This window comes from Enterobacter cloacae complex sp. P18RS (genome assembly GCF_014982105.1).
Lineage (GTDB): Bacteria > Pseudomonadota > Gammaproteobacteria > Enterobacterales > Enterobacteriaceae > Enterobacter > Enterobacter hormaechei_C.
Map to the genome: position 1 here is coordinate 261,803 of NZ_JADCKV010000011.1, position 25,848 is coordinate 287,650.

Here is a 25,848-nt window from a genome sequence, read left to right on the forward strand (position 1 = left end):
CCTTGTACCCGTACGCGCTAGCATGAACCTTTCCGATCATGGAGCGCGTATGGGTCTGTTTAATCGTCTAAAAACATCGTTTCGCGCCCTTTTTCCCCGCCATTATGCCTGGCCCGGTATGGATATTTCGCTTCCGGGCGGGCAGCATCTGCACCTGGTGGGAAGCATTCATATGGGCACGCAGGACATGTCCCCCCTGCCCTCCGGCCTGATTAAACTGCTGAAGCGCGCCGACGCGCTGATCGTCGAAGCCGACATCTCCGGCCATGAATCGCCGTTTGCCGGGCTGGAAAGAGATCGCCCCCTGGCGGAACGTCTTAACGAGACGCAGCTGGCTAAGCTTACCCGTCTTGCGGATGAGACCGGCGTCTCGCTCTCAATGCTCGACACTCTGCCCCTGTGGCAAATTGCCATGGTGCTACAGGCCACCCAGGCGCAGCGCCTGGGGCTGCGCGGCGATTACGGTATCGATTATCAACTGCTGAATGCGGCAAGGGCGCGCAACCTGTCCGTCATTGAACTGGAAGGCACGGACAGCCAGATTGCGCTTCTTCGCCAGCTTCCCGATGACGGCCTGATGCTGCTGGATGATACCCTGACCCACTGGCACACCAACGCGCGTCTGCTGCAAACGATGATTGGCTGGTGGCTGGATGCGCCGCCCGCAGACGGTAAGCTGGCGTTACCGTCGACGTTCAGTGAATCGTTGTATGATGTGCTGATGAACGCGCGCAACCAGGCGTGGCGGGAGACACTATATGCCCTGCCTGCCGGTCGTTATGTTGTCGCGGTTGGCGCGTTGCATTTGTACGGAGAAGGGAATTTGCCGTCGCTGCTGAAATAAAAAAATGGCCAATATCTCTATTGGCCCGTCAAAGAGGAATTTCATCGTTTTTATTATACCGAAGTGACCTTCGGCTACGCCGATTGTCGCTCAAAGTAACCATCACTGCCAATACTATTGCGCAAGATGGTGCTATTTTTTAGACAAACGTCAGGCGTATGCTGCTGGTATGAATCGTCTGTCGTAAGAAGGATAGCCATGACTCCCGCCGTTAAATTACTCGAAAAAAACAAAATTTCTTTCCGGATCCACACCTACGATCACGATCCGAACGAAACCAACTTTGGTGATGAAGTGGTGCGCAAGCTGGGGCTGAACGCGGACCAGGTCTACAAAACGCTGCTGGTCGCGGTGAACGGCGATATGAAGCACCTCGCCGTGGCAGTGACGCCCGTCGCCGGACAGCTTGATCTGAAGAAAGTGGCCAAAGCGCTGGGAGCGAAAAAGGTCGATATGGCTGACCCGATGGTTGCGCAACGCACAACGGGTTATCTGGTCGGCGGGATCAGCCCGCTCGGCCAGAAAAAGCGTCTGCCGACGCTGATCGATGCGCCTTCGCAGGAATTTGAGACGATCTATATTTCTGGCGGCAAGCGCGGGCTGGATATCGAACTGGCCGCAGGCGATCTGGCGAAAATGCTGGACGCGAAATTTGCGGATATTGCGCGCCGGGATTGAGAAAATTGCCCGGTGGCGCTGCGCTTACCGGGCCTACGATTCGAATGTAGGCCGGGTAAGGCGAAGCCGCCACCCGGCAAAAAAACGCACTACTGCCAGCTCACCTCGCCTTTCGGCTCATACATGTTCACGTCAATCGGTGAATTTTGCTGGATAAACTGCTTCAACACTTCCGCATCAATAAACCCGGTATTTACATAGCCCGGTTTGTTATCGATATGCGGATAGCCGTCGCCGCCGGTGGCGTTAAAGCTTAACGTTGCCAGGCGGTAGGTTTTCGCCGGATCAACCGGTTCGCCTTTGATTTTGAGATCGTTAAGCTTGCCGTCCTTCGCGACGAAGCTGACGTTAGCAAACTGCGGATACGCCCCGGAATCCGGCTTCATCTGCGCCACGGCGGTCAGGTAGTCAATCACCTCCTTCCCGCTCATGTCCGCATAGACCACCACGTTGCCAAACGGCTGCACTTTGAGCACGTCTTTATAGGTGATGTCTCCGCCTTCAATGGAATCACGAATACCGCCGCCGCTCATCACGCCGAAATCCGCATTCGTGCGCGCCATCTGCGCGGCCAGCACCAGACGCCCCATGTTGGTCTGTACGAAGCGGACTTTGCTGCGGTCCCCTTCCAGTCGTCCGTTAAGCGTGCCAATCTTCACGTCCAGCTGCGCTTTCCCTTTGCTCTGGAACGGCGTCAGCAGAGAGAGCATCTGCTGGTTTTCAGCGATCTCTGGCGTGTAGAGTACGCGCTCGCTTTTGCCATCCGGGTAGGTCACTTTCTTCTTCAGGTTGACCGGGATGAGCTGATAGTGCACCAGCTTCATTTCGCCGTTACGGAATTCGAAATCCGCGCGGCCAACGTATTTACCCCACTCGTGGGCCTGTACAATCCAGATCCCATTCTGACGATCAGGCGCGCACGGCGTGCCGGGCACATAATCTACCTGCTTTTTATTCTCAGAGGCCATGCAGACCGGATCCTGCGAATGACCGCCCACAATCATCGCCAGCGAGCCCGCTGGAAGGCTGCGCGCCATCTCCACGTCGCCCGGCGCGTTAGAGCCGTGCTGACCGTTATCGTAATGCCCCATGTGGGTGGTCGCGATAATCACATCCGGTTTTTCATTCTGCTGCAACTCCTGGATCACCAGCTTCGCTTCGTCCGCCGGTTTACGGAATTCGATGTCGGTGAAAAATTCAGGGTTGCCAATTTTGGCCGTATCGTCGGTGGTTAAGCCGATGACAGCGATCTTCAGATCCTGACGCTTAAACAGCGCCCACGGTTTAAACAGGCGCTCGCCGGTGCTTTTCTGATAAATATTGGCGGAAAGGAACGGGAATTTGGACCACTTCTCTTGCTGGCGCAACACGCTCAGCGGATTATCAAACTCGTGGTTTCCGACCGCCATCGCGTCGTAACCAATTAAATTCATGCCGCGGAAATCAGGCTCGGCATCCTGTAAATCAGATTCCGGCACCCCGGTATTAATATCCCCGCCCGACAGCAGCAGGACGCTGCCGCCCTGGGCCGCGACCTCTTTACGAATGCCGTCCACCAGCGTTTTTTGCGCCGCCAGGCCATATTCACCGTATTCGCTGCGCCAGAAATGGCCGTGATGATCGTTAGTATGCAGAATGGTAATTTTATAGGTTTTATCTTTTTCATACGCCTGCGCGGGCAGGCTTGTCAGCCCCCATGCGGCGATGAGCGCCAGCGCGACGCCACGCTTCATTAACTTCATCTTCTCTCTCCCTGACCCATAGACAAACGCAAAAATTACAGTGACTCACAAGAATAGACAAATAAGTTTTCAGAATTGCGACTTTCTTCAAATGTCACGGACGGGTATGTTAGTCGGATAATAATTACTCCCTGCATCTCTAATAACAAATCGACGTGGTATTTATGGCAATCAGTGAATCAACCCAGCCCGTCCAGGGCGCTCCGGCGTCGCCGCCGAAATCGCGCACTTCCTTTAAAGTATTAGGCGCAATCAGTCTCTCTCATCTGCTCAACGACATGATCCAGTCGCTGATTCTGGCGATCTACCCGCTGTTGCAGTCTGAGTTCTCATTAACCTTCGTGCAGATCGGGATGATCACCCTGACCTTCCAGCTGGCCTCTTCGCTGCTACAGCCGGTGGTGGGCTACTGGACGGACAAATACCCGATGCCATGGTCGCTGCCCATTGGCATGTGCTTCACCCTGAGCGGGCTGGTGCTGCTGGCCATGGCGGGCAGCTTTGAGGCGGTACTGGTTGCCGCGGCGCTGGTGGGAACCGGTTCATCGGTGTTCCATCCGGAATCGTCCCGCGTGGCACGTATGGCCTCCGGCGGACGTCACGGGCTGGCGCAGTCTCTGTTCCAGGTGGGGGGTAACTTTGGTAGCTCCCTCGGTCCTCTGCTGGCGGCGGTAATTATCGCGCCTTACGGCAAAGGCAACGTGGCGTGGTTTGTGCTGGCCGCGCTGCTGGCGATTGTCGTCCTGGCGCAAATCAGCCGCTGGTATGCCGCGCAGCATCGCGTAAATAAGGGAAAACCTGCCGCGAAGATAACCAATCCCCTTCCGCGCAATAAGGTGATCCTTGCCGTCAGCGTGCTGCTGGTGCTGATTTTCTCGAAATATTTCTATATGGCGAGCATTAGCAGCTATTACACCTTCTATCTGATGCAAAAATTCGGATTATCAGTACAAAACGCCCAGTTCCACCTCTTTGCCTTCCTGTTTGCGGTGGCGGCAGGCACGGTGATAGGCGGCCCTGTGGGGGATAAAATTGGACGTAAATATGTGATTTGGGGCTCTATACTCGGCGTCGCGCCGTTTACGCTTGTTTTACCGTACGCAACGCTGGAATGGACCGGAATATTGACGGTGATTATTGGTTTTATTCTCGCATCGGCATTTTCAGCCATCCTGGTCTATGCGCAGGAGCTGCTGCCGGGACGTATCGGTATGGTTTCCGGTCTCTTTTTCGGTTTTGCCTTTGGCATGGGCGGCCTTGGCGCAGCCGTGTTGGGGATGGTTGCAGACCACACCAGCATCTTCCTGGTCTATAAAATCTGCGCTTTCCTGCCACTTCTGGGGATGTTGACCATATTCCTGCCTGACAATCGTCATAAAGCGTGACTTCACGGCTGCCAAAGTTAAACTTTGGCAGCCGGATAACCTGATGCCATAAGGCTTTCCTCTCCCTCCCCTCAGCAAATTTATCAAAATCTGCCTTTTTTCATGCTTATTGCCTTTTTATTGTGATTTCAACAATTATTCATAAACATAAGCGTAAAAATTGTCATAAACTATTAATCGGCTTTTTGGTATTTGCACCAAAAATGGATCACCCATCGCGAAAGGAGACGGAATGCACCACGCCACACCGCTTATCACCACCATTGTTGGTGGACTTGTGCTCGCTTTTATTCTCGGCATGATTGCCAATAAATTGCGTATTTCGCCCCTGGTAGGCTATTTGCTGGCGGGCGTGCTGGCAGGGCCCTTTACGCCGGGTTTTGTCGCAGATACCAAACTGGCGCCTGAGCTGGCGGAATTGGGCGTGATCCTGCTGATGTTTGGCGTCGGACTGCATTTTTCCCTGAAGGATCTGATGGCGGTAAAGTCGATCGCCATACCGGGAGCGATCGCCCAGATAGGGGTGGCGACGCTGCTGGGCATGGCGCTTTCGGCGGTGCTGGGCTGGTCAATCATGACCGGTATCGTATTTGGGCTGTGTCTTTCAACCGCCAGTACCGTGGTGCTGCTGCGCGCGCTTGAAGAGAGACAGCTGATAGACAGCCAGCGCGGACAAATCGCGATAGGCTGGCTGATTGTTGAAGATCTGGTAATGGTGTTGACGCTGGTTCTGCTGCCTGCCGTTGCCGGGATGATGGAAAAAGAGAATATCGGCTTCGCCTCGCTGGCGCTGGATATGAGCATTACCATCGGTAAAGTCGTGGCGTTTATCGCCATCATGATGCTGGTGGGCCGCCGTCTGGTGCCGTGGATCATGTCCCGCAGCGCCGCCACGGGCTCGCGTGAACTGTTCACGCTTTCGGTCCTTGCGCTGGCGCTGGGCATTGCCTTTGGCGCCGTCGAGCTGTTTGACGTTTCCTTTGCGCTGGGCGCGTTCTTCGCCGGGATGGTGCTGAACGAGTCCGAGCTGAGCCACCGTGCCGCGCACGATACCCTGCCGCTACGTGATGCATTCGCGGTGCTGTTCTTTGTCTCCGTCGGGATGCTGTTCGACCCGCTGATCCTCATTCAGCAGCCGCTGGCCGTGCTGGGTACGCTGGCAATCATCATCTTTGGTAAGTCCGTTGCCGCCTTCTTCCTGGTACGGATGTTCGGTCACTCGCCGCGCACGGCGCTGACCATCGCCGCCAGCCTGGCGCAGATTGGCGAGTTCGCCTTTATTCTTGCCGGTCTGGGGATGGCCCTGAACCTGCTGCCACAGGCGGGGCAAAATCTGGTGCTGGCGGGGGCGATCCTCTCCATCATGCTAAACCCGGTATTGTTTGCCCTGCTGGAGAAATATCTCGAGAAGACCGAAACCCTCGAAGAGCAAACCCTGGAAGAAGCGATTGAGGAGGAGAAACAGATCCCCGTAGATATCTGCAACCACGCGCTGCTGGTCGGTTTTGGCCGCGTCGGCAGCCTGCTCGGTGAGAAGCTGATGGCCCAGGGGATCCCCCTGGTAGTGATTGAAACCTCCCGCACTCGCGTCGACGAGCTTCGCGAGCGCGGCATCCGCGCGGTGCTGGGCAACGCGGCTAACGAAGAGATTATGAATCTGGCGCATCTGGACTGCGCTCGCTGGCTGCTGCTCACTATCCCGAACGGTTACGAGGCTGGCGAGATTGTCGCCACAGCCCGTGAAAAATGCCCACATATCGAAATCATTGCCCGCGCCCATTATGATGACGAAGTGGAGTACATCACCGAGCGCGGCGCGAATCAGGTGGTGATGGGTGAGCGTGAGATTGCGAATACGATGCTGACAATGCTGACAAAACCGCCAGTTGAAGAGGCGGTGACGGGGTAAGTTTTGTGCGGTCTGATGCCCTCACCCTGGCCCTCTCCCACAGGGAGAGGGAACAAACACTAAAAACGGCAACCACAGGTTGCCGTTTTGCTTTTACCTGTCCCAATACGCCTCTTCGAGGCTGTCTTCCCGTTCCGGCAGCCCCCGCGTTAAGCGCGGTGAATGCTGGTTCAGCACCTGATAACTCACGCGGTTCGCGTACTTGCACACCTGCGCCAGCGAGGAGTAGGTCAGCCAGTTGAAGGTGTGCTTGCTGGAATTCGGCACATTGGTTTTGTGGTAGGCGTTGGCGGTGATGTCGTGCAGCAGCGCGGCCAGCGCGCCGTCGCCCGCGCCGTTGGTGTTCATGATCTTCTCGGGGCCACCCATATACGGTGCGATGTGGGAGAAGATACGCAGCGGGTTGATGCAGTCTTTATGACGCATGGCGCGGCTGAACTCGTACTGGTTAAATTCGGCGATTGCGCCCGGCAGCAGCGGGTGCTGGGTTTTCCGCTTGCTCTCTTCTTCCGTGAAGCCCGCCATATACAGCCCGACCGGCCCGGCGGTGCAGAGCACCAGATCTACCCAGTCCAGCGCCTTATCAGACGCCAGCAGCGGATCGCTTTCGCCGGTCAGCGCTTCGGCTTCTTCTTCATTCATCGCCAGAATCGAGACGTGTTCTTTCAGGAAGGCCTGCCACCACTCCGGGTTGTCGGCAATGACGAATTTGGTGCCCAGCGTCAGAACCACAGGCACGTTGTATTTCTTCGCGTACTCAATTGCCTTCATGGTTGCGTCCGGCATTGGTTCGCCCGGCTTGCAGCGCACCAGATAGGAGGTCAGTACCAGCGCAGACGCGCCCGCGATCACCTCTTCCGGGATACTTTCAGCGCGCAGCTTGTTCATATGGCCGGGGCTGATGGCAAAGGTACGCTCGCCGGAATCGCTTATCAGCGTAAAGCAGCGGCCAATCGGCCCGTCAACGCCCTGCAAATAGTTCAGATCGGTGCGGCTGGAGGTATTGCACAGGTAGCGGTAGGCATAGCCACCGATTTCGATATTGCTGCACATCACGCCAAGCAGCACCGAGCGGTCGTCTGCCAGTACGGAGTAGTTGTGCATGGTGTTGCCGATGGTGCCGCCGGCAAACTGGTGGGTGATAAGATTTTCGCGCACCAGCTCCTGATACAGCGCTTCAGCAACGTCATCCTCAATCACCAGCGAGTGCCCGGCGCTCAGACCGTAACGTGCGACAAACGCATCATCCACTTTGGCTTCAATGTCCACCAGCGTCTGATCGATACCGACCACCCAGGCAGCGCTGGTTTCGCTTTCCTGCTGAATTTGCTGTAACAGCGGATCGCGGGCATCGACGGGGAAATAGTGTTTGGACTTACGTTTACCGGGAAATTTCATGGTCTGAACTGTGCAAAGAATACGGGCCGGGAATGGTAGCACAAACCCGGCCCGTAACGCGATCAGCGGCGGGTGGTGACCAGTGAGACCATCATGTCGATGTGTTCAGGAGAGTCGTTAAGCGCAGGAATGTATTCGTATTTCGTTCCGCCTGCCTCCATAAAGAACTCTTTGTTCTGGACAGCAATCTCTTCCAGCGTTTCCAGACAGTCCGCCGAGAAGCCCGGCGACATCACCTGAATGTGCTTCACGCCCTTCTCGCCCAGCATCTTAAGCGTTTCATCAGTATACGGGGTGAGCCACGGTTCACGGCCGAAGCGCGACTGGAAGGTCATCATCACCTTCTCAGGCGGCAGGCCGAGGGCGGAGACCAGCTCGCGGGTGGTATCGCGGCAACGCTGGGGGTAATCATCCCCTTCGTTCGCGAAACGCTGCGGAATACCGTGATAGGAGAGCAGCAGCAGATCCGGCTCGCCGTGTTTTTCAAACGACGCGCGCGCGCTGCTGGCAAGCGCCTGAATGTACAGCTCGTTATCGGCGTAGTCGCGGATAAAGGTGATACCCGGTATACGGCGGCGGGTCGCCAGAATGCGCGCCAGTTCGTCCCAGACGGCAGCTACCGTGGAGCACGAATACTGCGGATAAAGGGCCAGCACCACAATGTGTTCAACGCCCTGCGCCAGCAGAGAGTCGACGGCGCTTTCCAGGGACGGCTTACCGTAGCTCATGCCGAGCGCAACGGGCATGTCCGGCAGGCGGGCGGCCAGCGCCTTCTCCTGACGACGGCTGTACACCATCAGCGGCGAGCCCTCTTCCATCCACACGGACTGATAGAGCTTTGCCACACGCGGGGAACGAATCGGCAGAATGACGCCACGCAGCAGTGGCCACCACAGCAGTCTAGGGGTATCCACGACGCGCGTGTCGCTTAAAAATTGTCGCAGGTAGCGTTTGACCGCCGCTGGAGTAGGTGCTTCTGGGGTGCCCAGATTGGCAAGCAGGATGCCGGTTTTCGCCTGACTCATTCACGCCTCTTAACCATTTGATAGGCTGTCAATTGTAGCGGAAATGCGTTTAAACGAAACCCATTGCTGTAATAGGTAAGATGAGAATTTTTCTCACCCGGGGCTCCGGGTGAGAGAGGTGCGCTTAGCCGAGGATTTTTTCCAGCTCTGCACGTACGTCAGCCACGGCTTTAGTGCCGTCCACTTTCGCGTATTTGGTGTTACCCGCCTGCGCTTCTTTGGTGTAGTAGCCGATCAGCGGTGCGGTCATCTGATGGTATTCCACCAGGCGTTTACGCACGGTTTCTTCCTGATCGTCTTTACGGGTGGTCAGCTCTTCGCCGGTCACGTCGTCTTTGCCTTCAACCTTAGGTGGGTTGAATTTGATGTGGTAAACGCGGCCAGAAGCAGCGTGTACGCGACGGCCAACGATACGGTCAACGATCAGCTCGTCTGGTACGTCGAACTCCAGCACGTAATCCACGTTGATGCCCGCTTCTTTCATGGCGTCAGCCTGAGGAATGGTGCGCGGGAAGCCGTCCAGCAGGAAACCGTTACGGCAGTCTTCCTGAGCAATGCGCTCTTTAACCAGCGCGATAACCAGTTCGTCGGTCACCAGTTTGCCTGCGTCCATGATGTCTTTCGCTTGTTTACCCAGCTCGGAGCCAGATTTAACAGCGGCGCGCAGCATGTCACCGGTGGAGATTTGCGGAATACCGTATTTCTCCATGATGAACTGAGCCTGAGTTCCTTTACCCGCGCCCGGAGCGCCAAGCAGAATAATACGCATTGCGAAAATCCCCTCAAAAGTCGATTCAATTTTTCAAAAAGCGCTAAACAATACCACCAGAACGGGTATGGCTCAAGGAAGGCGGGAAGGCTGAAACGGTTAACGGGGGGAGATAATTTGGCTTCGTGCGGTCTGGTGCCCTCACCCTAACCCTCTCCCACAGGGAGAGGGAACTCTTTCACCCTCTCCCTGTGGAAGAGGGCCGGGGTGAGGGAAGATTACGCCAGCAGCAGCGCATTCACACGTTTAATGAACAGGTTAGGATCTTCCAGCGTACCGCGCTCGGCCAGCAGGGACTGATCCAGCAGCAGTTCAACCCACTCCGCAAAGCGGGCGTCGTCCTGGGTATCCGCCGCGCGTTTCACCAGCGGGTGATCCGGATTAAGCTCAAAGATATATTTCACATCCGGCACGGCCTGGCCCGCCGCAGCGAACAGTTTCGCCATCTGGGTACTCATTTCGTCCGCATCGGTGGTGACAATGGCTGGCGTATCGGTCAGACGGTGCGTGAAGCGCACCTCTTTCACGCGGTCGCCCAGCAGCGTTTTAACGCGCTCAACGAACGGCTCCAGCGCCTTCTCGGCTTCTTTCGCGCTCTCGTCCACTTCATCCGCCAGCTTATCGATAGACTCGTCGGCTTTGGCAACGGACTGGAAGGATTTACCGTCGAACTCGGTCAGGTAGTTCATCATCCACTCGTCGATGCGGTCAGACAGCAGCAGCACTTCGATGCCTTTCTTACGCAGCAGTTCCAGATGCGGGCTGCTCTTCGCTGCCGCATAGCTGTCGGCGGTGATGTAGTAGATCTTCTCCTGCCCTTCTTTCATGCGGGAGACGTACTCTTCCAGCGACACGGTCTGGGCGGAGGAGTCGTTGTGCGTAGAGGCGAAGCGCAGCAGTTTAGCGATAGCTTCCACGTTCGCAGTATCTTCCGCCGGACCTTCTTTCAGCACCAGGCCAAACTGTTTCCAGAAGGTCTGGTATTTTTCCGCATCGTCCTTCGCCAGTTTTTCCAGCATCTGCAACGCACGTTTGGTCAGGGCGTTGCGCAGGTTACGGGTGACGGTGCTGTCCTGAAGAATTTCACGGGAGACGTTCAGCGGCAGATCGTTGGAGTCTATCAGGCCACGCACAAAGCGCAGGTAGTTCGGCATGAACTGCTCGGCGTCGTCCATGATGAAGACGCGCTGCACGTACAGCTTCAGGCCGTGCTTGTGATCGCGGTTCCACATGTCCCACGGCGCCTGCGCCGGGATGTACAGCAGGCTGGTGTACTCCTGCTTCCCTTCAACACGGTTGTGGCTCCAGGTCAGCGGATCGGTGAAGTCGTGGGCGATGTGCTTGTAAAACTCGTTGTACTCGTCGTCTTTAATTTCAGCTTTATTACGCGTCCACAGCGCCTGCGCCTTGTTGATTTTCTGCCAGGAAACCACGGTTTCGCCGTCTTTCTCTTCCTGTTTTTCAATCTCTACCGGCAGCGCGATATGGTCGGAATATTTGCTGATAATGGAGCGTACGCGCCAGTCGTTCAGGAAATCGTCTTCGCCTTCACGCAGGTGCAGGGTGATTTCGGTGCCGCGATCCGCTTTGGTGATGTCATCAACGGTGTATTCACCTTCACCTTTAGACTCCCACAGCACGCCGTTCTCGACGCTGTCGCCCGCGGCGCGGGTGCGCACGGTGACTTTGTCCGCCACGATGAACGCCGAGTAGAAGCCTACGCCGAACTGACCGATCAGCTGGCTGTCTTTCGCCTGGTCAGAGCCCATGGACTCAAGGAACGCTTTGGTGCCGGATTTGGCGATGGTTCCGAGGTGGTCAATCACCTCGTCGCGGTTCATCCCGATGCCGTTATCGGCGATGGTCAGGGTGCGGTTCTCTTTATTAAACGAGACGCGCACGCGCAGCTCGCCGTCGCCTTCATACAGATCCGGGTTAGACAGCGCGCGGAAGCGCAGCTTGTCCGCCGCATCAGAGGCGTTGGAAATCAGCTCACGCAGGAAGATTTCTTTGTTGGAATACAGGGAATGGATCATCAGGTGCAGAAGCTGTTTTACTTCTGACTGGAAACCACGGGTTTCTTGTCCTTTCATCTAAGTCGACCTCAACAATGCCATTTAATGGGGTTGTAAAACGTTGAGTGAGAGATGGGGATAAGGGGAGGAATTTTCAAGCGGAGGCCGCGCGCGCAGCCTCCGTTTGGTCAGAAAATAATCTTGTGACGTCCGGCCAGCGAGTGTGACAGCGTGGTGCCGTCGACCATCTCCAGCTCACCGCCGACCGGCACGCCGTGGGCGATGCGGCTGGCGTCAACGCCGTACTGCGCGCACAGCTCGGCGATGTAGTTGGCGGTTGCCTCCCCTTCCACCGTCGGGTTGGTGGCGAGGATCACCTCTTTGATGGTTTCCGACTCCAGGCGCTGCTCCAGGCGATCGAGACCGATATCGTCCGGGCCGATGCCATCCAGCGGGGAGAGATGCCCCATCAGCACGAAATAGCGGCCGGAAAACTGCCCGGTTTGTTCGATGGCGTAGATGTCCGCCGGACTCTCCACCACGCAAATCTGACCGTTTTCCTGACGACGCGGGTTCGTGCAGATGTTACATACGTCCTGCTCGGTAAAGGTCCGGCAATCCGCACAGTGGCCAATTTCTGACATGGCGCGGGTCAGAGCCTGCGCCAGGCGCATCCCGCCGCTGCGGTCGCGCTGCAATAGCGTAAACGCCATACGCTGCGCCGACTTCGGGCCAACGCCCGGCAGGCAGCGCAGTGCTTCCATTAACTGCGTGAGCAGCGGACTGGTTTGCATCAGAATGGCATCTTAAAGCCCGGCGGCAGTTGCATACCGCTGGAAACAGAGGCCATTTTCTCTTTCTGGGTTTCGTCGATACGGCGAGCGGCATCGTTAAACGCGGCTGCAACCAGATCTTCCAGCATCTCTTTGTCGTCTTCGAGCAGGCTCGGGTCGATTTCAACGCGACGGCAGTTATGCGCACCGTTGATGGTCACCTTGACCAGACCGGCACCGGATTCACCCGTGACTTCCAGCTGAGCGATCTCTTCCTGCATCTTCTGCATTTTTTCCTGCATCTGCTGAGCCTGCTTCATCAGGCCACCCAGACCGCCTTTTCCACCAAACATAGGCTTCTCTCTTCTTTCACGTTAAGGATTACAACCGTAAGTCAGACTCACGATCAAATGGGGCGAATACTCTCTTCATCCAGATCGGCGTCGAAGAACCGACGCAGGGTCTGGATGTTGTTATCCGCAATTATCGCCTCGCGCGCCTGCGCGAGCTTCTCTTCATAAATGGCCTGACGCCACTCGAGCGGCGTTTTCACCGCCGGATTATCATCTTCAATGATAGTCAATTCAACCGGTACACCCTGTAATGCGGTAAGCGCCTCGGCCAGCGCCTTTTGCGCGCCAGGGGAGTTGAGGTGCCGCTGGCCAGGGCGCAGGTGCAGACGCACCTGATTACCGTCCTGCTCTTTCCAGGCGTTCAGCGCGACCTGCTCCACCAGCTTCGGCAGTTGCAGTTTGCTGACCTCGGCGGCCCAGGCATCGCGCTCAATGGATTCTTCCGCGAGCTTCGCGGACAGCTCCGGCGTTTTTTCATGCTCCAGCGCCTTTTTCAGCGCTTTTGGCGTGGCGACCACTTCCTTGACCGTTTCAACAACGGTGGTCGCCTTCCAGCGGTATGCCTCTTCTTTCGCCGGGGCTTTTTGCTCGAGCGCGGACGGTGCCGGACGCGACTGCACGCGCTCCGTTACCGAGGCCAGTCGTTCAAGCGCGGCGTTGTTCACCGGCCGCGCTCTTGCAGGCGCTGCCGGTTCACTCTTTTTTGGTTTGGTTGCTCCCTGCGCACGTTGCAACTGGCTTCGTGCGGCAAGCACCGAACTGGTGGCATCCGACAGCGGCACGTTTTGCGGCGGCGGCGATGCCGGTTGCGGTGGCACCTGCTGCGGTGACATTACCGCGGTCGGCGCAACCGGCGCAAAGGACTGCCGGGGCGTTTCCGGCTCCGGCAATGGCTTGCGCGGATGGAAGGCCAGCGCGCGCAGCAGCGTCATTTCAACGCCCATCCGGCGATCCGGTGCAAACGGCAGCTCTTTGCGGCCAATCAGCAGCGTCTGATAATAAAGCTGAACGTCAGCCGGCGGCACGGTGCGCGCAAGTTCACGCATCCGCTGTTCAATGGTCGCCATGTCCGCGCCAATGGCCGACGGAGACAGTTGCAGCATCGCCACGCGGTGCAGCAGGCTGAGCATCTCGACCAGCAGCGCTTCCCACTCAATGCCACGGGCAGCGGCGTCGTTGACGAGGGTCATTACCCGCTCACCGTTGGCGGCAATCATCGCTTCAATAAGCGACAGCGCCTGATCGTCATCCAGCGTGCCGAGCATAGTGCTGACCGCGTCGGTGGAGAGTTTACCGTCACCGCTGGCAATCGCCTGATCGGTCAGGCTCAACGCATCGCGCAGGCTGCCGTCCGCGGCACGGGCCAGCAGTTGCAGCGCACGTGGCTCGTGGACAATGTTCTCTTCATCGAGGATATGCTCAAGCTGAGCGCGGATCTGCTCAACGTCGAGCGCCTTCAGATGGAATTGCAGGCAGCGCGAGAGGATCGTGACCGGCAGCTTTTGCGGATCGGTGGTCGCCAGCAGGAATTTGACATGCGCAGGCGGCTCTTCCAGCGTTTTCAGCAGGGCGTTGAAGCTGTGGCGCGACAGCATGTGCACTTCATCGATCAGATAGACCTTGAAGCGGCCACGCGCCGGGGCGTACTGCACGTTGTCGAGCAGATCGCGGGTGTCTTCCACTTTGGTGCGCGAGGCGGCGTCGATCTCAATCAGATCGACAAAACGCCCCTGCTCGATCTCACGACAGTTGTCGCACACGCCGCACGGGGTGGCGGTGATCCCGGTTTCGCAGTTCAGACCTTTTGCCAGCAGACGGGCAATAGAGGTTTTACCGACGCCGCGGGTGCCGGAAAAAAGATAGGCGTGATGGATGCGACCTAGCGACAAGCCGTTCGCCAGGGCCGTCAGCACATGTTCCTGACCGACAACGTCAGCAAAGGTTTGTGGTCGCCATTTACGGGCTAACACCTGATAACTCATGGGCAGGCTCTGCAACGCTGGAAGGTGAATTAATGGAGGGGAATGCTATCACAACCTCACCCATTGAGCGAGGTTGTGAGATACGGGATTAATGTCCCGGGAATGGCACCAGGCTGTAGCTGGTAATACCCTGTTTTTCCAGGCGCTGCTCGCCGCCGAGATCGAACAGGTTGATGATGAATGCCGCGTCGGTCACTTCCCCGCCCAGACGACGGATCAGCTTCACGGTCGCTTCGATGGTGCCGCCGGTTGCCAGCAGATCGTCCACCACCAGCACTTTGTCGCCTGGCTTGATGGCATCAACGTGAATTTCCAGCTGATCGGTGCCGTATTCCAGCTCATAGCTCTCAGCAATGGTTTCACGCGGCAGTTTGCGCGGCTTACGCACCGGCACAAAACCCACGCCCATCGCCAGCGCAACCGGTGCGCCAAACAGGAAGCCACGGGCTTCAGTACCTACTACTTTGGTGATCCCGGCGTTTTTATAACGCTCAACCAGCAGTTCAATGCTGAGGGCGTACGCTTTCGGGTCTTCCAGCAAGCTGGTGACATCGCGGAAAAGAATGCCAGGTTTTGGATAGTCCTGGATACTTTTGATGCTATTTTTCAGATATTCAAGCTGCTGTGCAGTTGCGGTCATCGGTTTGTGCCTAAATGAAACAGTGTTACTCACGGCGCGCGACGAGTCGGTCAAAGTAACAGTTGTTTAACCTTTGACCAGGCGCACCTGTGCTCGAAAACGGTCGAATTTACTGGCTGTGCGCCATAATTGCAACCGCCATGATGAGGCTTCAGTGCTTTTGTTGCTTTTCATCAACCACGGGGATCCGCCACATAAAGATCAGCAGGCAAACCAGGATCGCCAGCAGCAGAATGCGCACCCACATCATTTTCACCAGCCATAACGAGACGGCGAAGGTGATCAGGATGAAGGCAATGGCGCGCGGCTTGGCCCCGGGCGGCATGGCCCGGTGTTTTTGCCAGTGCCGCAGGTAGCCGCCAAACCACGAGCGGTACAGAAGCCAGTGGTGAAAACGCGGCGACGAGCGGGCGAAGCACCAGGCGGCCAACAGGATAAACGGGGTGGTCGGCAGCAAGGGTAAAACCACACCCAGCGTGCCCAGCACTACCGCGAGCCAGCCAATGATGATTAAAATAGTACGCTGCATAATGCGAATCGTTATCAAACTGAACGGCTACTTTACCACTGGAGAGCGCCTTGAAAACAGCACTGCTTCTTGAGAGGCTGCAAAATCAGCTGATCGCGCTGCGGGCGCAGGCCACGCCGTTGATGGGCCACGCCACGCTGAAACCGCGCTTTGACCGACAGCTCTTCCGCACCCGCAGCACCGTCATTGAGGATTATCTTGCTGAAGCGCAGACCAATCTCGACGAGCTTCGTCACGCGGTTGAGAGTGAACAGCAGGAACAGGTCGCGTGGCTTGCGGAGCATCTTACCGAGCAGATCACCGCCCTGCACCGCGAAATCGCCGCCTGGCCGTTACGGGCGTGGGACAGCGCCTCGCCGGGGCTCGGTAAATGGCAGCGCAAGCGGCTGGAGAACCAGGAGTTTGAGCGCCGTCTGTTTGAGATGAAGCGCGAGCGCGAAGCCCGCCTGAACACCAGCGAAACGCTGGAAGAGCAGCAGTTATTAATGCGTGAAATCAGCGCGCTGGAAGGCCGCATCGTCCGCTGCCGTCAGGCGCTGGATGAGATTGAACGCGTCATTGAACGCCTGACCCGTTAACAGGAGCCACTGATGTCACTGGAAAATGCCCCCGACGAGGTCAAGCTGGCCGTCGATTTAATTATGCTGCTGGAGAATCACGAGATCCCGGCGGAGACGGTGCTGAAAGCGCTGGAGATTGTGCGACGAGATTTTGAGGGGAAACTTCCCCCTCACCCTACCCTCTCCCCAGAGGGGAGAGGGAAATAGATTAGGCGGGAGTAGGGTCGTCCCCCTTAATCTCGCGCTTCACTTCCGTATGCTCATCGCCTTTCTCGTTGCGCAGATGAACCTCAAGCTGGTTAAAGGCGATATTAATATCGTTTTCACGACACAGACGGTCAATGGTGCGGTTCAGCTCATCGACGGTGTAGCTGCGATCGCGCAGTTCGCGTACGTACAGGCGCAGCTCATGATCCAAAGTGCTCGGCCCGAAGGTGGTGAAGAATACCGCTGGCGCAGGATCGTGCATCACTTTTGGATGGTCAGCTGCCGCCTTCAGCAGTACCTCTTTCACCTTGTCCAGATCCGAGCCATAGGCCACCCCGAGTCGGATCACCACGCGAGTGGTGGTATCCGAGAGCGACCAGTTGATCAGACGCTCGGTCACAAACGCTTTGTTCGGGATGATCACCTCTTTACGATCGAAGTCGGTAATGGTGGTCGCACGAATGCGGATCTTGCTGACGGTCCCGGAGAAAGTACCGATGGTGACGGTATCGCCGATACGCACCGGACGTTCGAACAGGATAATCAGGCCAGAGACAAAGTTACCGAAGATCTCCTGCAAGCCGAAGCCCAGACCCACTGACAACGCCGCCGCCAGCCACTGGAGTTTATCCCACGAGACGCCCAGCGAGCCGAATACCGTCATCGCCCCGACAATAATAATGACGTAGTTCAGGATGGTGGTAATGGCGTACGACGCCCCCTGACGCAGGTTCAGCCTTGAGAGCACCAGCACTTCCAGCAGACCCGGCAGGTTGCGGATCAACGCCCAGGCAACCACTGACGACACCAGCGCAAAGAGCAGGCTGCCCATGGTGACGCTTTTCATTACCGCAGCGCCCGCTTCGGTACCGTTGTATTGCCAGAGCGTGATACTGTCGAGGTAGGCGAAGACGGTAATTAAATCAGACCAGATGGCCCAGAACATCACCGCAAACAGGGCGATCATCACCAGCATGGTAATACGCATCGTTTGCTGGTTAACCTGCTCCAGAGCAATGGTCGGCTCTTCCTGCGGCTCTGCCCCTTCAGCCCCCTCTTTCACCTGATGCTGCCGACGGGCAACAGCACGACGATACGCAATGCGGCGCGCCGCCACGCTCAAACCACGCAGCACGGTCTGGAACAGCAGGTTCCATACAATCACCAGATAAACCGTTTCGATCCAGCGACCGGACAGACGCAGCGTGGTATAGAAGTAACCCGTCGCCGTCAGCACCATCAGCGCCAGAGGAATGATCGCCAGTACCGTTACGGTAGCCAGACGAAGATTGTGGGACTCTTTATCCCGCCAGCTGTCGCGGCACATTGGCCACATCAGAACGGCAATCAGCAGCAGGTTCAGCATAATCACCAGTTGCCCCAGCACGTCATCCATCAGGTGCAGCGGGGAAAGCTCCGCCACAACTGACCAGAAGTGCAGCGGCAGCAGCGCGAGGCTGATGCGCACAATCTGGCGACGCCAGTGGCTGGTGAGTTTTTCCGGCATGTTGAAGTGGCGGACGGCGACGCCATCTTTTTCCAGCACTTTCCAGCACAGACCAAACACCAGCCAGAACAGCGCCAGCTTCTTGCTGAACGCCCACAGCAGATCGCTGATATTCAGCTGCATGGTCAGCAGGATCAGGCCCACGGCGAGTATCAACAGGCAGACCGGCAGAGCACGGATCAGATCGATCAGGATCGCTTTCGGGGTGTGCAGCTGGCTGTCGTTACGCAGTTGCCCCACTTCCGAGGCCAGCTTCGCCTGGTACTGTTTCAGCCATTTCAAACGCCAGCGTATGACGCCAGCGATGAGCAGCAAAGGCAGCCCCGTCAGGAAGGCGATCATCACCGCAGGCCAGGCTTTCTCCCAGTTCACGGTAATTTTCATGCTTTTGATCTGGGATTTCAGCGTTTCCGGGAAAGATTTAAACCAGTCCCAGTCCATGGGTTTATTGCTGTTCACCCAGAAAATCTGCTGGGTCAGGATCTCCTGGAGGCTTTTAGAAACGCTCACCAGCTGCTGCTGGTTGATTTGCAGGTTAATCGCCATCATCAGCTGGTTGCCCAGCTGCTTGTTAAGCTGATCGAGCAATTCGCGGCGCATGTCCACCACCTGCAACAGCGCGTCGTGAACTTCAGCGTTCACTTCACCTGAATGGCCCTCTTCCACTTTGGCAACGAAGGTATCGCTCTGGAATAGCGCATCGCGCTGCTGGTTAACGTCAAACTGTTCAAGACGCAAATCCGCAATGCGGTTGGTCATGTCTTCCAGCTCGTCGGCGGACGGCAGCGTCTGCTGTTGCTGGTAGAGAATGCGCGACAGCAGCAGGCTGCCCTTCAGGACGGCAATCTGCTCCTTGACGTTGCGCTCGGCCTGCAAAGCGCGATCCAGCCAGTTTTTGACCTTAATATTCTGCTGCACCAGCGCGCTGCCGCTTTCAGTCGCCTGAATCAGACGCTCGCTCAGTTGGTGGTTAATCTCCAGCTCCTGCTTCACCAGCGGGTTGGCCTGAATACGGGCCGTCTCGTCTGGCGAAACCGCTTCCTGCGCCGTTTTTTCAGTCAGCGTCAGGCGCTTGCTGTTCACCGCTTCCTGCAACAGCTGAAGCTGATGCTCAAGCCGGTTGATATTCGCGGTCACGTAGTCACGCTGTTTTTGCAGCGCATCCTGTAGCACCGTGTTGCCTTCCAGGCTCTTACGCTGCTGTTCAATCTCCGCGTTTAGCAGCGTCTGCTGGATGTTCAGCAGCGTTTGCTGGGTGGGACGAAGCGCCCCTTCCCCCACGGTGATGCCATTCAGACGGTTACGTATCTGCTGTAGCTGTTGCGACGCCGAGTACATGGCGTTCTGCACGCGCTCAGGCTGGGTTTGCAGCGAAACCAGCTGGCTGTTGTAGGTTGAGAGATCGGATTGCGCCGTTTGCAGATCGTCCAGCAGCTGCGCCACGCGCGACTCAAGCTGGCGCAACGACAGCGTGGCAAGCGTTTTTCGGGTTTCATCGTCGTTATCGACGTCGCTGAGCGCACTCAGCGCCTCCGTTGCCTTACGCATGTTCTCCGGCGCCTGAGCGACCTTCTGCCGTAGCTGGGCCGTTTCGGCTTTGATGCGATCGATCTTGTCCAGCGTTTCCAGGGTTTCCGTCAGATCCTGCTGAACGAGTTTTTCCTGGGCGGAGAGATCTTTTTGCTTATTCAGGGTGTCGAGTTGCGACTGAACATCAGCACGCGTGGGAATGTCACTGCCGTTGTCTGCACGGGCCCATGAAAGCGGCGCGGCTGCAAAGTAAAACAGCAGGATCAAAAACAGGGCCAGAACAGGATGTTGCGAGCGATTGATGTGCAGCATAGTTGTGAATGTGATGTGAGAAATGACCGGAAATAGTCGGGCATGAAGGATATCACGCCCGGCTGAAGCAGAATAGTACGACGGAAAGGGTCTACGATTTTTCCCATGCCCGATCAGGCAGAGCGCGGGCTAAGTTTACTTTGAAGGGTCGGACAGAGCTGGCACATCTCAAGAAAAATTTCGACGTAGCTGCGCGCCTCTGATCTGAGATCGAACGACTCCGGAGCAAAAAGCCAGTTTTCCATCAGGCCGGAAATATAGCTGCGCATCAGGATCGCCGCCCGGCGGGTGAGTAATGTGGCAGGAAGCATTTTGGCCTGCATGCACTCCGTGAGGACCTGTTCGATGCGATCATAGCTTTCCAGACACAGGTCGCGCTGCGCCTGTTGAACCACCGCCATTTCACCAACGAACTCACATTTATGGAAGATGATTTCCATCATCAGACGACGACGCTCTTCAACAACCGTCGCTTCAAGGATATATACTAGAATTTCTCTTAACACTGAGAGTGGATCGTGAGGGAATTTTGCCCGATACTCACTCTCAAGATCGCTAATGCTGGACTCTGAAAGCTCCCAGATTTCACCAAACAGATCGGACTTGTCTTTGAAATGCCAGTAAATCGCTCCCCGCGTGACGCCCGCGGCCTGAGCAATCTGTGCCAGCGAGGTTGCCGAAACACCCTGCTGTGAGAACAAACGCATTGCCACATCCAGAATGTGTTGTCGGGTTTCCAGCGCTTGTTGTTTGGTTTTTCGTGCCATACGTTGATGAATTTACAGGAGTCAGATTTACATACATTTATGAATGTATGTACCATAGCATGACGATAATATAAACGCAGCAATGGGTTTTTAGACTCAGGACCCTTGATCAATTTGAAATCGGACACTCGAGGTTTACATATGAACAAAAACAGAGGGTTAACGCCTCTGGCGGTCGTTCTGATGCTCTCAGGCAGCTTAGCGCTTACAGGATGTGACGACAAACAGGCTCAACAAGGAGCTCAGCAGGTGCCAGAAGTTGGCGTCGTGACGCTCAAATCCGAACCTCTCCAGATGACAACAGAACTACCGGGCCGCACCAGCGCCTACCGCATTGCGGAAGTGCGTCCGCAGGTGAGCGGTATCATCCTGAAACGTAACTTCACCGAAGGCGGTGATGTCAAGGCAGGCGAGTCTCTGTATCAGATTGATCCAGCAACCTATCAGGCGTCTTATGAGAGCGCTAAGGGCGATCTGGCCAAAGCCGAAGCGGCAGCCAAAATCTCGCAGCTGACGTTGAATCGTTACAAGAAACTGCTCGGCACGCAGTACATCAGCCAACAGGATTACGATTCTGCCCTGGCCGATGCACAGCAAGCCAACGCAGCCGTTGTGGCGGCGAAAGCGGCGGTAGAAACCGCGCGTATTAACCTGGCCTACACCAAAGTGACCTCCCCTATCAGCGGTCGCATTGGTAAATCAGCCGTCACCGAAGGTGCGCTGGTGCAGAACGGTCAAACCAACGCGCTGGCCACCGTGCAGCAGCTCGACCCGATCTACGTTGACGTCACCCAGTCCAGCAACGATTTCCTGCGTCTCAAACAGGAGCTGGCTAACGGCACCCTGAAACAGGAAAACGGTAAAGCCAAAGTGGAACTGGTTACCAACGACGGTATCAAGTTCTCACAGACTGGCACACTGGAATTTTCTGATGTGACCGTCGATCAGACCACCGGCTCTATCACCATCCGGGCCATTTTCCCCAATCCGGATAAAACCCTGCTGCCCGGTATGTTCGTACGCGCCCGTCTTGAGGAAGGGACTAACCCAAGCGCCATTCTGGTTCCTCAGCAAGGTGTGACCCGTACGCCACGCGGTGATGCGAGCGCACTGGTTGTGGGTGCCGATAACAAAGTCGAAACACGCAATATCACTGCAACGCAGGCGATTGGCGACAAGTGGCTGGTAACGGAAGGTCTGAAAGATGGCGATCGCGTAATTATTACTGGTTTGCAAAAAGTTCGTCCTGGTGCGCAGGTCAAAGCTCAGGAAGTGAAATCTGACGACAAACAACAAGCGTCGGCCGCTGGCCAGTCAGAACAAACCAAGTCTTAACTTAAACAGGAGCCGTTAAGACATGCCTAATTTCTTTATCGATCGCCCCATATTTGCGTGGGTGATCGCCATAATCATCATGCTGGCCGGGGGACTTGCGATCCTGAAGCTGCCTGTCGCGCAATATCCAACGATTGCGCCGCCGGCAGTGACGATCTCCGCAACCTATCCGGGCGCTGATGCCAAAACGGTGCAGGATACCGTTACGCAGGTTATCGAACAGAACATGAACGGTATCGATAACCTGATGTACATGTCCTCAAACAGTGACTCAACCGGTACGGTTCAGATCACCCTGACCTTTGAATCCGGTACGGATGCGGACATTGCACAGGTTCAGGTGCAGAACAAATTGCAGCTGGCGATGCCTCTGCTGCCGCAGGAAGTACAACAGCAGGGCGTGAGCGTCGAGAAATCGTCCAGTAGCTTCCTGATGGTTGTCGGCGTGATCAACACCAACGGCACCATGACGCAGGAGGATATTTCCGACTACGTGGGCGCCAACATGAAGGACGCCATCAGCCGTACGTCTGGTGTGGGTGACGTTCAGCTGTTCGGTTCCCAGTACGCGATGCGTATCTGGATGGATCCGAATAAACTGAACAACTTCCAGCTGACGCCGGTTGACGTGATCAGCGCAATTAAAGCGCAGAACGCCCAGGTTGCCGCCGGTCAGTTGGGTGGTACACCGCCGGTGAAAGGCCAGCAGCTTAACGCGTCGATCATCGCGCAAACGCGTCTGACCTCCGCCGATGAGTTCAGCAAAATTCTGCTGAAGGTGAATCAGGACGGTTCGCAGGTTCGCCTGCGTGACGTGGCGAAGGTTGAGCTGGGCGGTGAGAACTACGACATCATTGCGAAGTTCAACGGTAAACCGGCTTCCGGTCTGGGTATCAAACTGGCGACGGGCGCGAACGCCCTGGACACCGCGACGGCTATCCGTGCAGAACTGAAGAAGATGGAACCGTTCTTCCCGTCAGGTCTGAAAATCGTTTATCCGTATGACACCACGCCATTCGTTAAAATTTCGATTCACGAAGTGGTGAAAACCCTGGTTGAGGCGATCATTCTCGTCTTCCTGGTGATGTACCTGTTCCTGCAAAACTTCCGCGCAACGCTGATCCCAACCATCGCCGTGCCGGTTGTACTGCTCGGGACCTTCGCGGTGCTGGCGATATTTGGCTACTCGATAAACACCCTGACGATGTTCGGGATGGTGCTCGCCATCGGCTTGCTGGTGGATGACGCCATCGTGGTGGTCGAAAACGTCGAGCGTGTCATGGCGGAAGAAGGCCTGCCGCCGAAGGAAGCAACCCGTAAATCAATGGGCCAGATCCAGGGCGCGCTGGTCGGTATCGCGATGGTACTGTCTGCGGTATTTATTCCGATGGCCTTCTTTGGCGGCTCTACCGGTGCGATTTACCGTCAGTTCTCCATCACCATAGTTTCGGCGATGGCGCTGTCGGTACTGGTTGCACTGATCCTGACGCCAGCCCTGTGCGCGACGATGCTGAAGCCGATTCAGAAAGGCGGTCACGGCGAGCATAAAGGCTTCTTCGGCTGGTTCAACCGCATGTTTGATAAGAGTACGCACCACTACACCGACAGCGTGGGTAACATCCTGCGCAGCACCGGTCGTTACCTGCTGCTCTATATCATCATCGTGGTGGGCATGGCTTTCCTGTTCGTTCGTCTGCCAAGCTCGTTCCTGCCAGATGAAGACCAGGGCGTGTTCCTGAGTATGGCGCAGCTTCCGGCCGGTGCGACGCAAGAGCGTACGCAAAAGGTGCTGGATGAGATGACCGACTACTTCCTGACCAAAGAGAAAGACAACGTCGAATCCGTGTTTGCGGTTAACGGCTTTGGCTTCGCGGGTCGTGGTCAGAACACCGGTATCGCCTTCGTTTCTCTGAAAGACTGGTCTGAACGTCCGGGCGCAGAGAACAAGGTAGAAGCCATTACCGGCCGCGCGATGGGCACCTTCTCACAGATTAAAGATGCGATGGTCTTCGCCTTTAACCTGCCAGCGATTGTTGAACTGGGTACGGCGACCGGCTTCGACTTCCAGCTGATTGACCAGGGCGGTCTGGGCCACGAAAAACTGACTCAGGCGCGTAACCAGCTGTTTGGCGAGGTGGCAAAACACCCTGACCTGCTGGTGGGCGTACGTCCTAACGGTCTGGAAGATACGCCGCAGTACAAGATCGATATCGACCAGGAAAAAGCGCAGGCGCTGGGTGTTTCCATCAGCGACATTAATACCACGCTGGGTGCAGCCTGGGGTGGCAGCTACGTCAACGACTTCATCGACCGTGGTCGCGTGAAGAAAGTCTACGTGATGTCCGAAGCGCAATACCGTATGCTGCCGAACGATATCAACAACTGGTACGTTCGCGGCAGCAATGGCCAGATGGTGCCGTTCTCCGCCTTCTCAACCTCGCGCTGGGAATACGGTTCACCGCGTCTGGAGCGTTATAACGGCTTGCCATCGATGGAAATCCTCGGTCAGGCAGCCCCGGGCCGAAGCACCGGTGAAGCCATGAACCTGATGGAAGAACTGGCCAGCAAACTGCCTGCGGGTGTCGGCTACGACTGGACCGGCATGTCCTATCAGGAACGTCTGTCGGGTAACCAGGCCCCTGCCCTGTACGCCATTTCACTGATTGTGGTGTTCCTGTGTCTGGCGGCATTGTATGAGAGCTGGTCGATTCCATTCTCCGTTATGCTGGTGGTTCCGCTGGGGGTTATCGGTGCGCTGCTTGCCGCAACGTTCCGTGGGCTGACCAACGACGTTTACTTCCAGGTGGGCCTGCTGACAACCATTGGCTTGTCGGCGAAGAACGCGATACTAATCGTCGAATTCGCCAAAGATCTGATGGAGAAAGAAGGAAAAGGCCTGATTGAAGCAACGCTGGAAGCCGTTCGTATGCGTTTGCGTCCAATCCTGATGACGTCCCTGGCATTTATCCTCGGCGTTATGCCGCTGGTTATCAGCTCCGGCGCGGGCTCCGGCGCACAGAACGCGGTAGGTACCGGCGTAATGGGTGGGATGGTAACCGCGACCGTTCTTGCGATCTTCTTCGTACCGGTGTTCTTCGTGGTGGTTCGCCGCCGCTTCAGCCGTAAGAATGAAGACGTTGAGCACAATCATTCGGTAGAACATCACTGATACCGGTTTCACATGATAAAAAGGCCGCATTTGCGGCCTTTTTCTTTTTCAGAAAAAATCATAAAATAGACCTATTGCCTTTCTATTTATTTTCCTCTTTTTTAATAAGGCCTATCATAATAGGCCGATAACTTACACCAGGAACTCAGCCTTCTTTTATTATCATTTCGTGACGTAAATTATTCGGACTATTCCTAAGCAATGGAAAATATCTGAAGATATCTGGTTTCGGACTTCACATGAAACTTTGCGCTAACTCAATGAATTCTAAGGAACCGATAAAAATCGTCTTTTTTATTGATTAACGCGTTCGCTGCAAAAGGTAGATTTGCGTAAAGGCTCGAACAGTAACGATTTAATTGTAATTTTTCGTAATAGCGCGGTGAAATCTTGATCAGAGTGGCTTATAGTTAGAGTTA

20 protein-coding genes and 1 other annotated feature are annotated in these 25,848 nt (G+C 56.1%); of the genes, 8 read left to right on the forward strand and 12 right to left on the reverse strand.

Features of this window, described 5'->3' with window-relative positions:
* Window positions 1-49 precede the first annotated feature (49 nt).
* Both INF61_RS09015 and ybaK read left to right on the forward strand, forming a co-directional pair.
* Complete coding sequence (locus INF61_RS09015; protein WP_193547710.1) at window positions 50-844, forward strand: TraB/GumN family protein; 795 nt, start codon at window positions 50-52, stop codon at window positions 842-844.
* Between the two features lie 198 nt (window positions 845-1,042).
* A complete protein-coding gene (ybaK, locus tag INF61_RS09020; protein WP_010428207.1) occupies window positions 1,043-1,522 on the forward strand; it encodes a Cys-tRNA(Pro)/Cys-tRNA(Cys) deacylase YbaK in 480 nt (159 codons plus the stop codon).
* An 89-nt stretch (window positions 1,523-1,611) separates the two neighbouring features.
* Here the strand turns inward: ybaK and ushA are convergent, their stop codons facing one another.
* On the reverse strand, window positions 1,612-3,264 hold the full coding sequence (gene ushA, locus INF61_RS09025; protein ID WP_045907183.1) for a bifunctional UDP-sugar hydrolase/5'-nucleotidase UshA: 1,653 nt from the start codon (window positions 3,262-3,264) through the stop codon (window positions 1,612-1,614).
* Window positions 3,265-3,428: 164 nt separating this feature from the next.
* On the opposite strand from ushA, the gene INF61_RS09030 reads away from it, so the two are divergent.
* Window positions 3,429-4,649, forward strand: a complete 1,221-nt coding sequence (locus tag INF61_RS09030) for an MFS transporter (protein WP_015571242.1) — start codon at window positions 3,429-3,431, stop codon at window positions 4,647-4,649.
* 232 nt (window positions 4,650-4,881) lie between these two features.
* The gene (gene ybaL / locus INF61_RS09035; protein ID WP_017383218.1) at window positions 4,882-6,558 is read left to right on the forward strand and encodes a YbaL family putative K(+) efflux transporter; all 1,677 of its coding nucleotides are present in this window, start codon (window positions 4,882-4,884) and stop codon (window positions 6,556-6,558) included.
* A 93-nt stretch (window positions 6,559-6,651) separates the two neighbouring features.
* On the opposite strand, the gene INF61_RS09040 is transcribed toward ybaL, so the two are convergent.
* The 9 genes from INF61_RS09040 to INF61_RS09080 form a co-directional block, all read right to left on the reverse strand.
* Window positions 6,652-7,956, reverse strand: coding sequence for an inosine/guanosine kinase (locus tag INF61_RS09040; RefSeq protein WP_032104066.1), 1,305 nt, complete (start codon window positions 7,954-7,956; stop codon window positions 6,652-6,654).
* A gap of 62 nt (window positions 7,957-8,018) precedes the next feature.
* Window positions 8,019-8,981: a ferrochelatase gene (gene hemH / locus INF61_RS09045; protein ID WP_017383216.1), complete on the reverse strand. Its 963-nt coding sequence runs from the start codon at window positions 8,979-8,981 to the stop codon at window positions 8,019-8,021.
* Window positions 8,982-9,105: 124 nt separating this feature from the next.
* Window positions 9,106-9,750 (reverse strand): adenylate kinase, encoded by a 645-nt coding sequence (gene adk, locus INF61_RS09050; protein WP_006809841.1) that lies wholly within the window; start codon window positions 9,748-9,750, stop codon window positions 9,106-9,108.
* 218 nt (window positions 9,751-9,968) lie between these two features.
* Entirely contained in the window at window positions 9,969-11,843 is a 1,875-nt protein-coding gene (gene htpG, locus INF61_RS09055) for a molecular chaperone HtpG (protein ID WP_193547711.1), read from the reverse strand.
* Between the two features lie 110 nt (window positions 11,844-11,953).
* A complete protein-coding gene (gene recR / locus INF61_RS09060; RefSeq protein WP_006809843.1) occupies window positions 11,954-12,559 on the reverse strand; it encodes a recombination mediator RecR in 606 nt (201 codons plus the stop codon).
* Window positions 12,559-12,891, reverse strand: a complete 333-nt coding sequence (locus INF61_RS09065) for a YbaB/EbfC family nucleoid-associated protein (protein WP_003858972.1) — start codon at window positions 12,889-12,891, stop codon at window positions 12,559-12,561. Before INF61_RS09065 ends, recR begins: the two co-directional genes overlap by 1 nt.
* Window positions 12,892-12,944: 53 nt before the next feature.
* Window positions 12,945-14,873: a DNA polymerase III subunit gamma/tau gene (gene dnaX / locus INF61_RS09070; RefSeq protein WP_017383214.1), complete on the reverse strand. Its 1,929-nt coding sequence runs from the start codon at window positions 14,871-14,873 to the stop codon at window positions 12,945-12,947.
* Window positions 13,551-13,615 (reverse strand) — a sequence feature (DnaX frameshifting element). Its footprint overlaps the gene before it by 65 nt.
* An 88-nt stretch (window positions 14,874-14,961) precedes the next feature.
* Window positions 14,962-15,513 carry an adenine phosphoribosyltransferase gene (apt, locus tag INF61_RS09075; protein ID WP_000127359.1) on the reverse strand — a complete coding sequence of 184 codons (552 nt, stop codon included), beginning with the start codon at window positions 15,511-15,513 and terminating at the stop codon, window positions 14,962-14,964.
* Between the two features lie 151 nt (window positions 15,514-15,664).
* Window positions 15,665-16,042, reverse strand: a complete 378-nt coding sequence (locus INF61_RS09080; RefSeq protein ID WP_015571246.1) for a DUF454 family protein — start codon at window positions 16,040-16,042, stop codon at window positions 15,665-15,667.
* 50 nt (window positions 16,043-16,092) lie between these two features.
* Here INF61_RS09080 and priC point away from each other — a divergent pair, with 50 nt between their 5' ends.
* Window positions 16,093-16,620, forward strand: coding sequence for a primosomal replication protein N'' (priC, locus tag INF61_RS09085; protein ID WP_017383213.1), 528 nt, complete (start codon window positions 16,093-16,095; stop codon window positions 16,618-16,620).
* A 12-nt stretch (window positions 16,621-16,632) separates the two neighbouring features.
* Entirely contained in the window at window positions 16,633-16,809 is a 177-nt protein-coding gene (gene rsmS / locus INF61_RS09090) for a pleiotropic regulatory protein RsmS (RefSeq protein WP_017694394.1), read from the forward strand.
* Between the two features lies 1 nt (window position 16,810).
* Here the strand turns inward: rsmS and mscK are convergent, their stop codons facing one another.
* Both mscK and acrR read right to left on the reverse strand, forming a co-directional pair.
* Complete coding sequence (gene mscK / locus INF61_RS09095; protein ID WP_023296044.1) at window positions 16,811-20,158, reverse strand: mechanosensitive channel MscK; 3,348 nt, start codon at window positions 20,156-20,158, stop codon at window positions 16,811-16,813.
* A 113-nt stretch (window positions 20,159-20,271) separates the two neighbouring features.
* Entirely contained in the window at window positions 20,272-20,925 is a 654-nt protein-coding gene (acrR, locus tag INF61_RS09100; RefSeq protein WP_015571247.1) for a multidrug efflux transporter transcriptional repressor AcrR, read from the reverse strand.
* 141 nt (window positions 20,926-21,066) lie between these two features.
* Between acrR and acrA the strand changes: the two genes are divergently transcribed.
* On the forward strand, window positions 21,067-22,260 hold the full coding sequence (acrA, locus tag INF61_RS09105) for a multidrug efflux RND transporter periplasmic adaptor subunit AcrA (protein WP_017694395.1): 1,194 nt from the start codon (window positions 21,067-21,069) through the stop codon (window positions 22,258-22,260).
* Window positions 22,261-22,282: 22 nt separating this feature from the next.
* Window positions 22,283-25,429 (forward strand): multidrug efflux RND transporter permease subunit AcrB, encoded by a 3,147-nt coding sequence (gene acrB / locus INF61_RS09110; RefSeq protein WP_023296042.1) that lies wholly within the window; start codon window positions 22,283-22,285, stop codon window positions 25,427-25,429.
* Window positions 25,430-25,848 lie beyond the last annotated feature (419 nt).

Coding starts and splice junctions, on each gene's coding strand:
- ybaL (WP_017383218.1), top strand. CDS start 4,882: ATGCACCACGCCACACCGCTTATCACCACCATTGTTGGTGGACTTGTG.
- dnaX (WP_017383214.1), bottom strand. CDS start 14,873: ATGAGTTATCAGGTGTTAGCCCGTAAATGGCGACCACAAACCTTTGCT.
- rsmS (WP_017694394.1), top strand. CDS start 16,633: ATGTCACTGGAAAATGCCCCCGACGAGGTCAAGCTGGCCGTCGATTTA.
- mscK (WP_023296044.1), bottom strand. CDS start 20,158: ATGCTGCACATCAATCGCTCGCAACATCCTGTTCTGGCCCTGTTTTTG.
- acrB (WP_023296042.1), top strand. CDS start 22,283: ATGCCTAATTTCTTTATCGATCGCCCCATATTTGCGTGGGTGATCGCC.
- ushA (WP_045907183.1), bottom strand. CDS start 3,264: ATGAAGTTAATGAAGCGTGGCGTCGCGCTGGCGCTCATCGCCGCATGG.
- INF61_RS09065 (WP_003858972.1), bottom strand. CDS start 12,891: ATGTTTGGTGGAAAAGGCGGTCTGGGTGGCCTGATGAAGCAGGCTCAG.
- acrA (WP_017694395.1), top strand. CDS start 21,067: ATGAACAAAAACAGAGGGTTAACGCCTCTGGCGGTCGTTCTGATGCTC.
- htpG (WP_193547711.1), bottom strand. CDS start 11,843: ATGAAAGGACAAGAAACCCGTGGTTTCCAGTCAGAAGTAAAACAGCTT.
- INF61_RS09030 (WP_015571242.1), top strand. CDS start 3,429: ATGGCAATCAGTGAATCAACCCAGCCCGTCCAGGGCGCTCCGGCGTCG.
- adk (WP_006809841.1), bottom strand. CDS start 9,750: ATGCGTATTATTCTGCTTGGCGCTCCGGGCGCGGGTAAAGGAACTCAG.
- INF61_RS09040 (WP_032104066.1), bottom strand. CDS start 7,956: ATGAAATTTCCCGGTAAACGTAAGTCCAAACACTATTTCCCCGTCGAT.
- INF61_RS09080 (WP_015571246.1), bottom strand. CDS start 16,042: ATGCAGCGTACTATTTTAATCATCATTGGCTGGCTCGCGGTAGTGCTG.
- INF61_RS09015 (WP_193547710.1), top strand. CDS start 50: ATGGGTCTGTTTAATCGTCTAAAAACATCGTTTCGCGCCCTTTTTCCC.
- recR (WP_006809843.1), bottom strand. CDS start 12,559: ATGCAAACCAGTCCGCTGCTCACGCAGTTAATGGAAGCACTGCGCTGC.
- apt (WP_000127359.1), bottom strand. CDS start 15,513: ATGACCGCAACTGCACAGCAGCTTGAATATCTGAAAAATAGCATCAAA.
- acrR (WP_015571247.1), bottom strand. CDS start 20,925: ATGGCACGAAAAACCAAACAACAAGCGCTGGAAACCCGACAACACATT.
- ybaK (WP_010428207.1), top strand. CDS start 1,043: ATGACTCCCGCCGTTAAATTACTCGAAAAAAACAAAATTTCTTTCCGG.
- hemH (WP_017383216.1), bottom strand. CDS start 8,981: ATGAGTCAGGCGAAAACCGGCATCCTGCTTGCCAATCTGGGCACCCCA.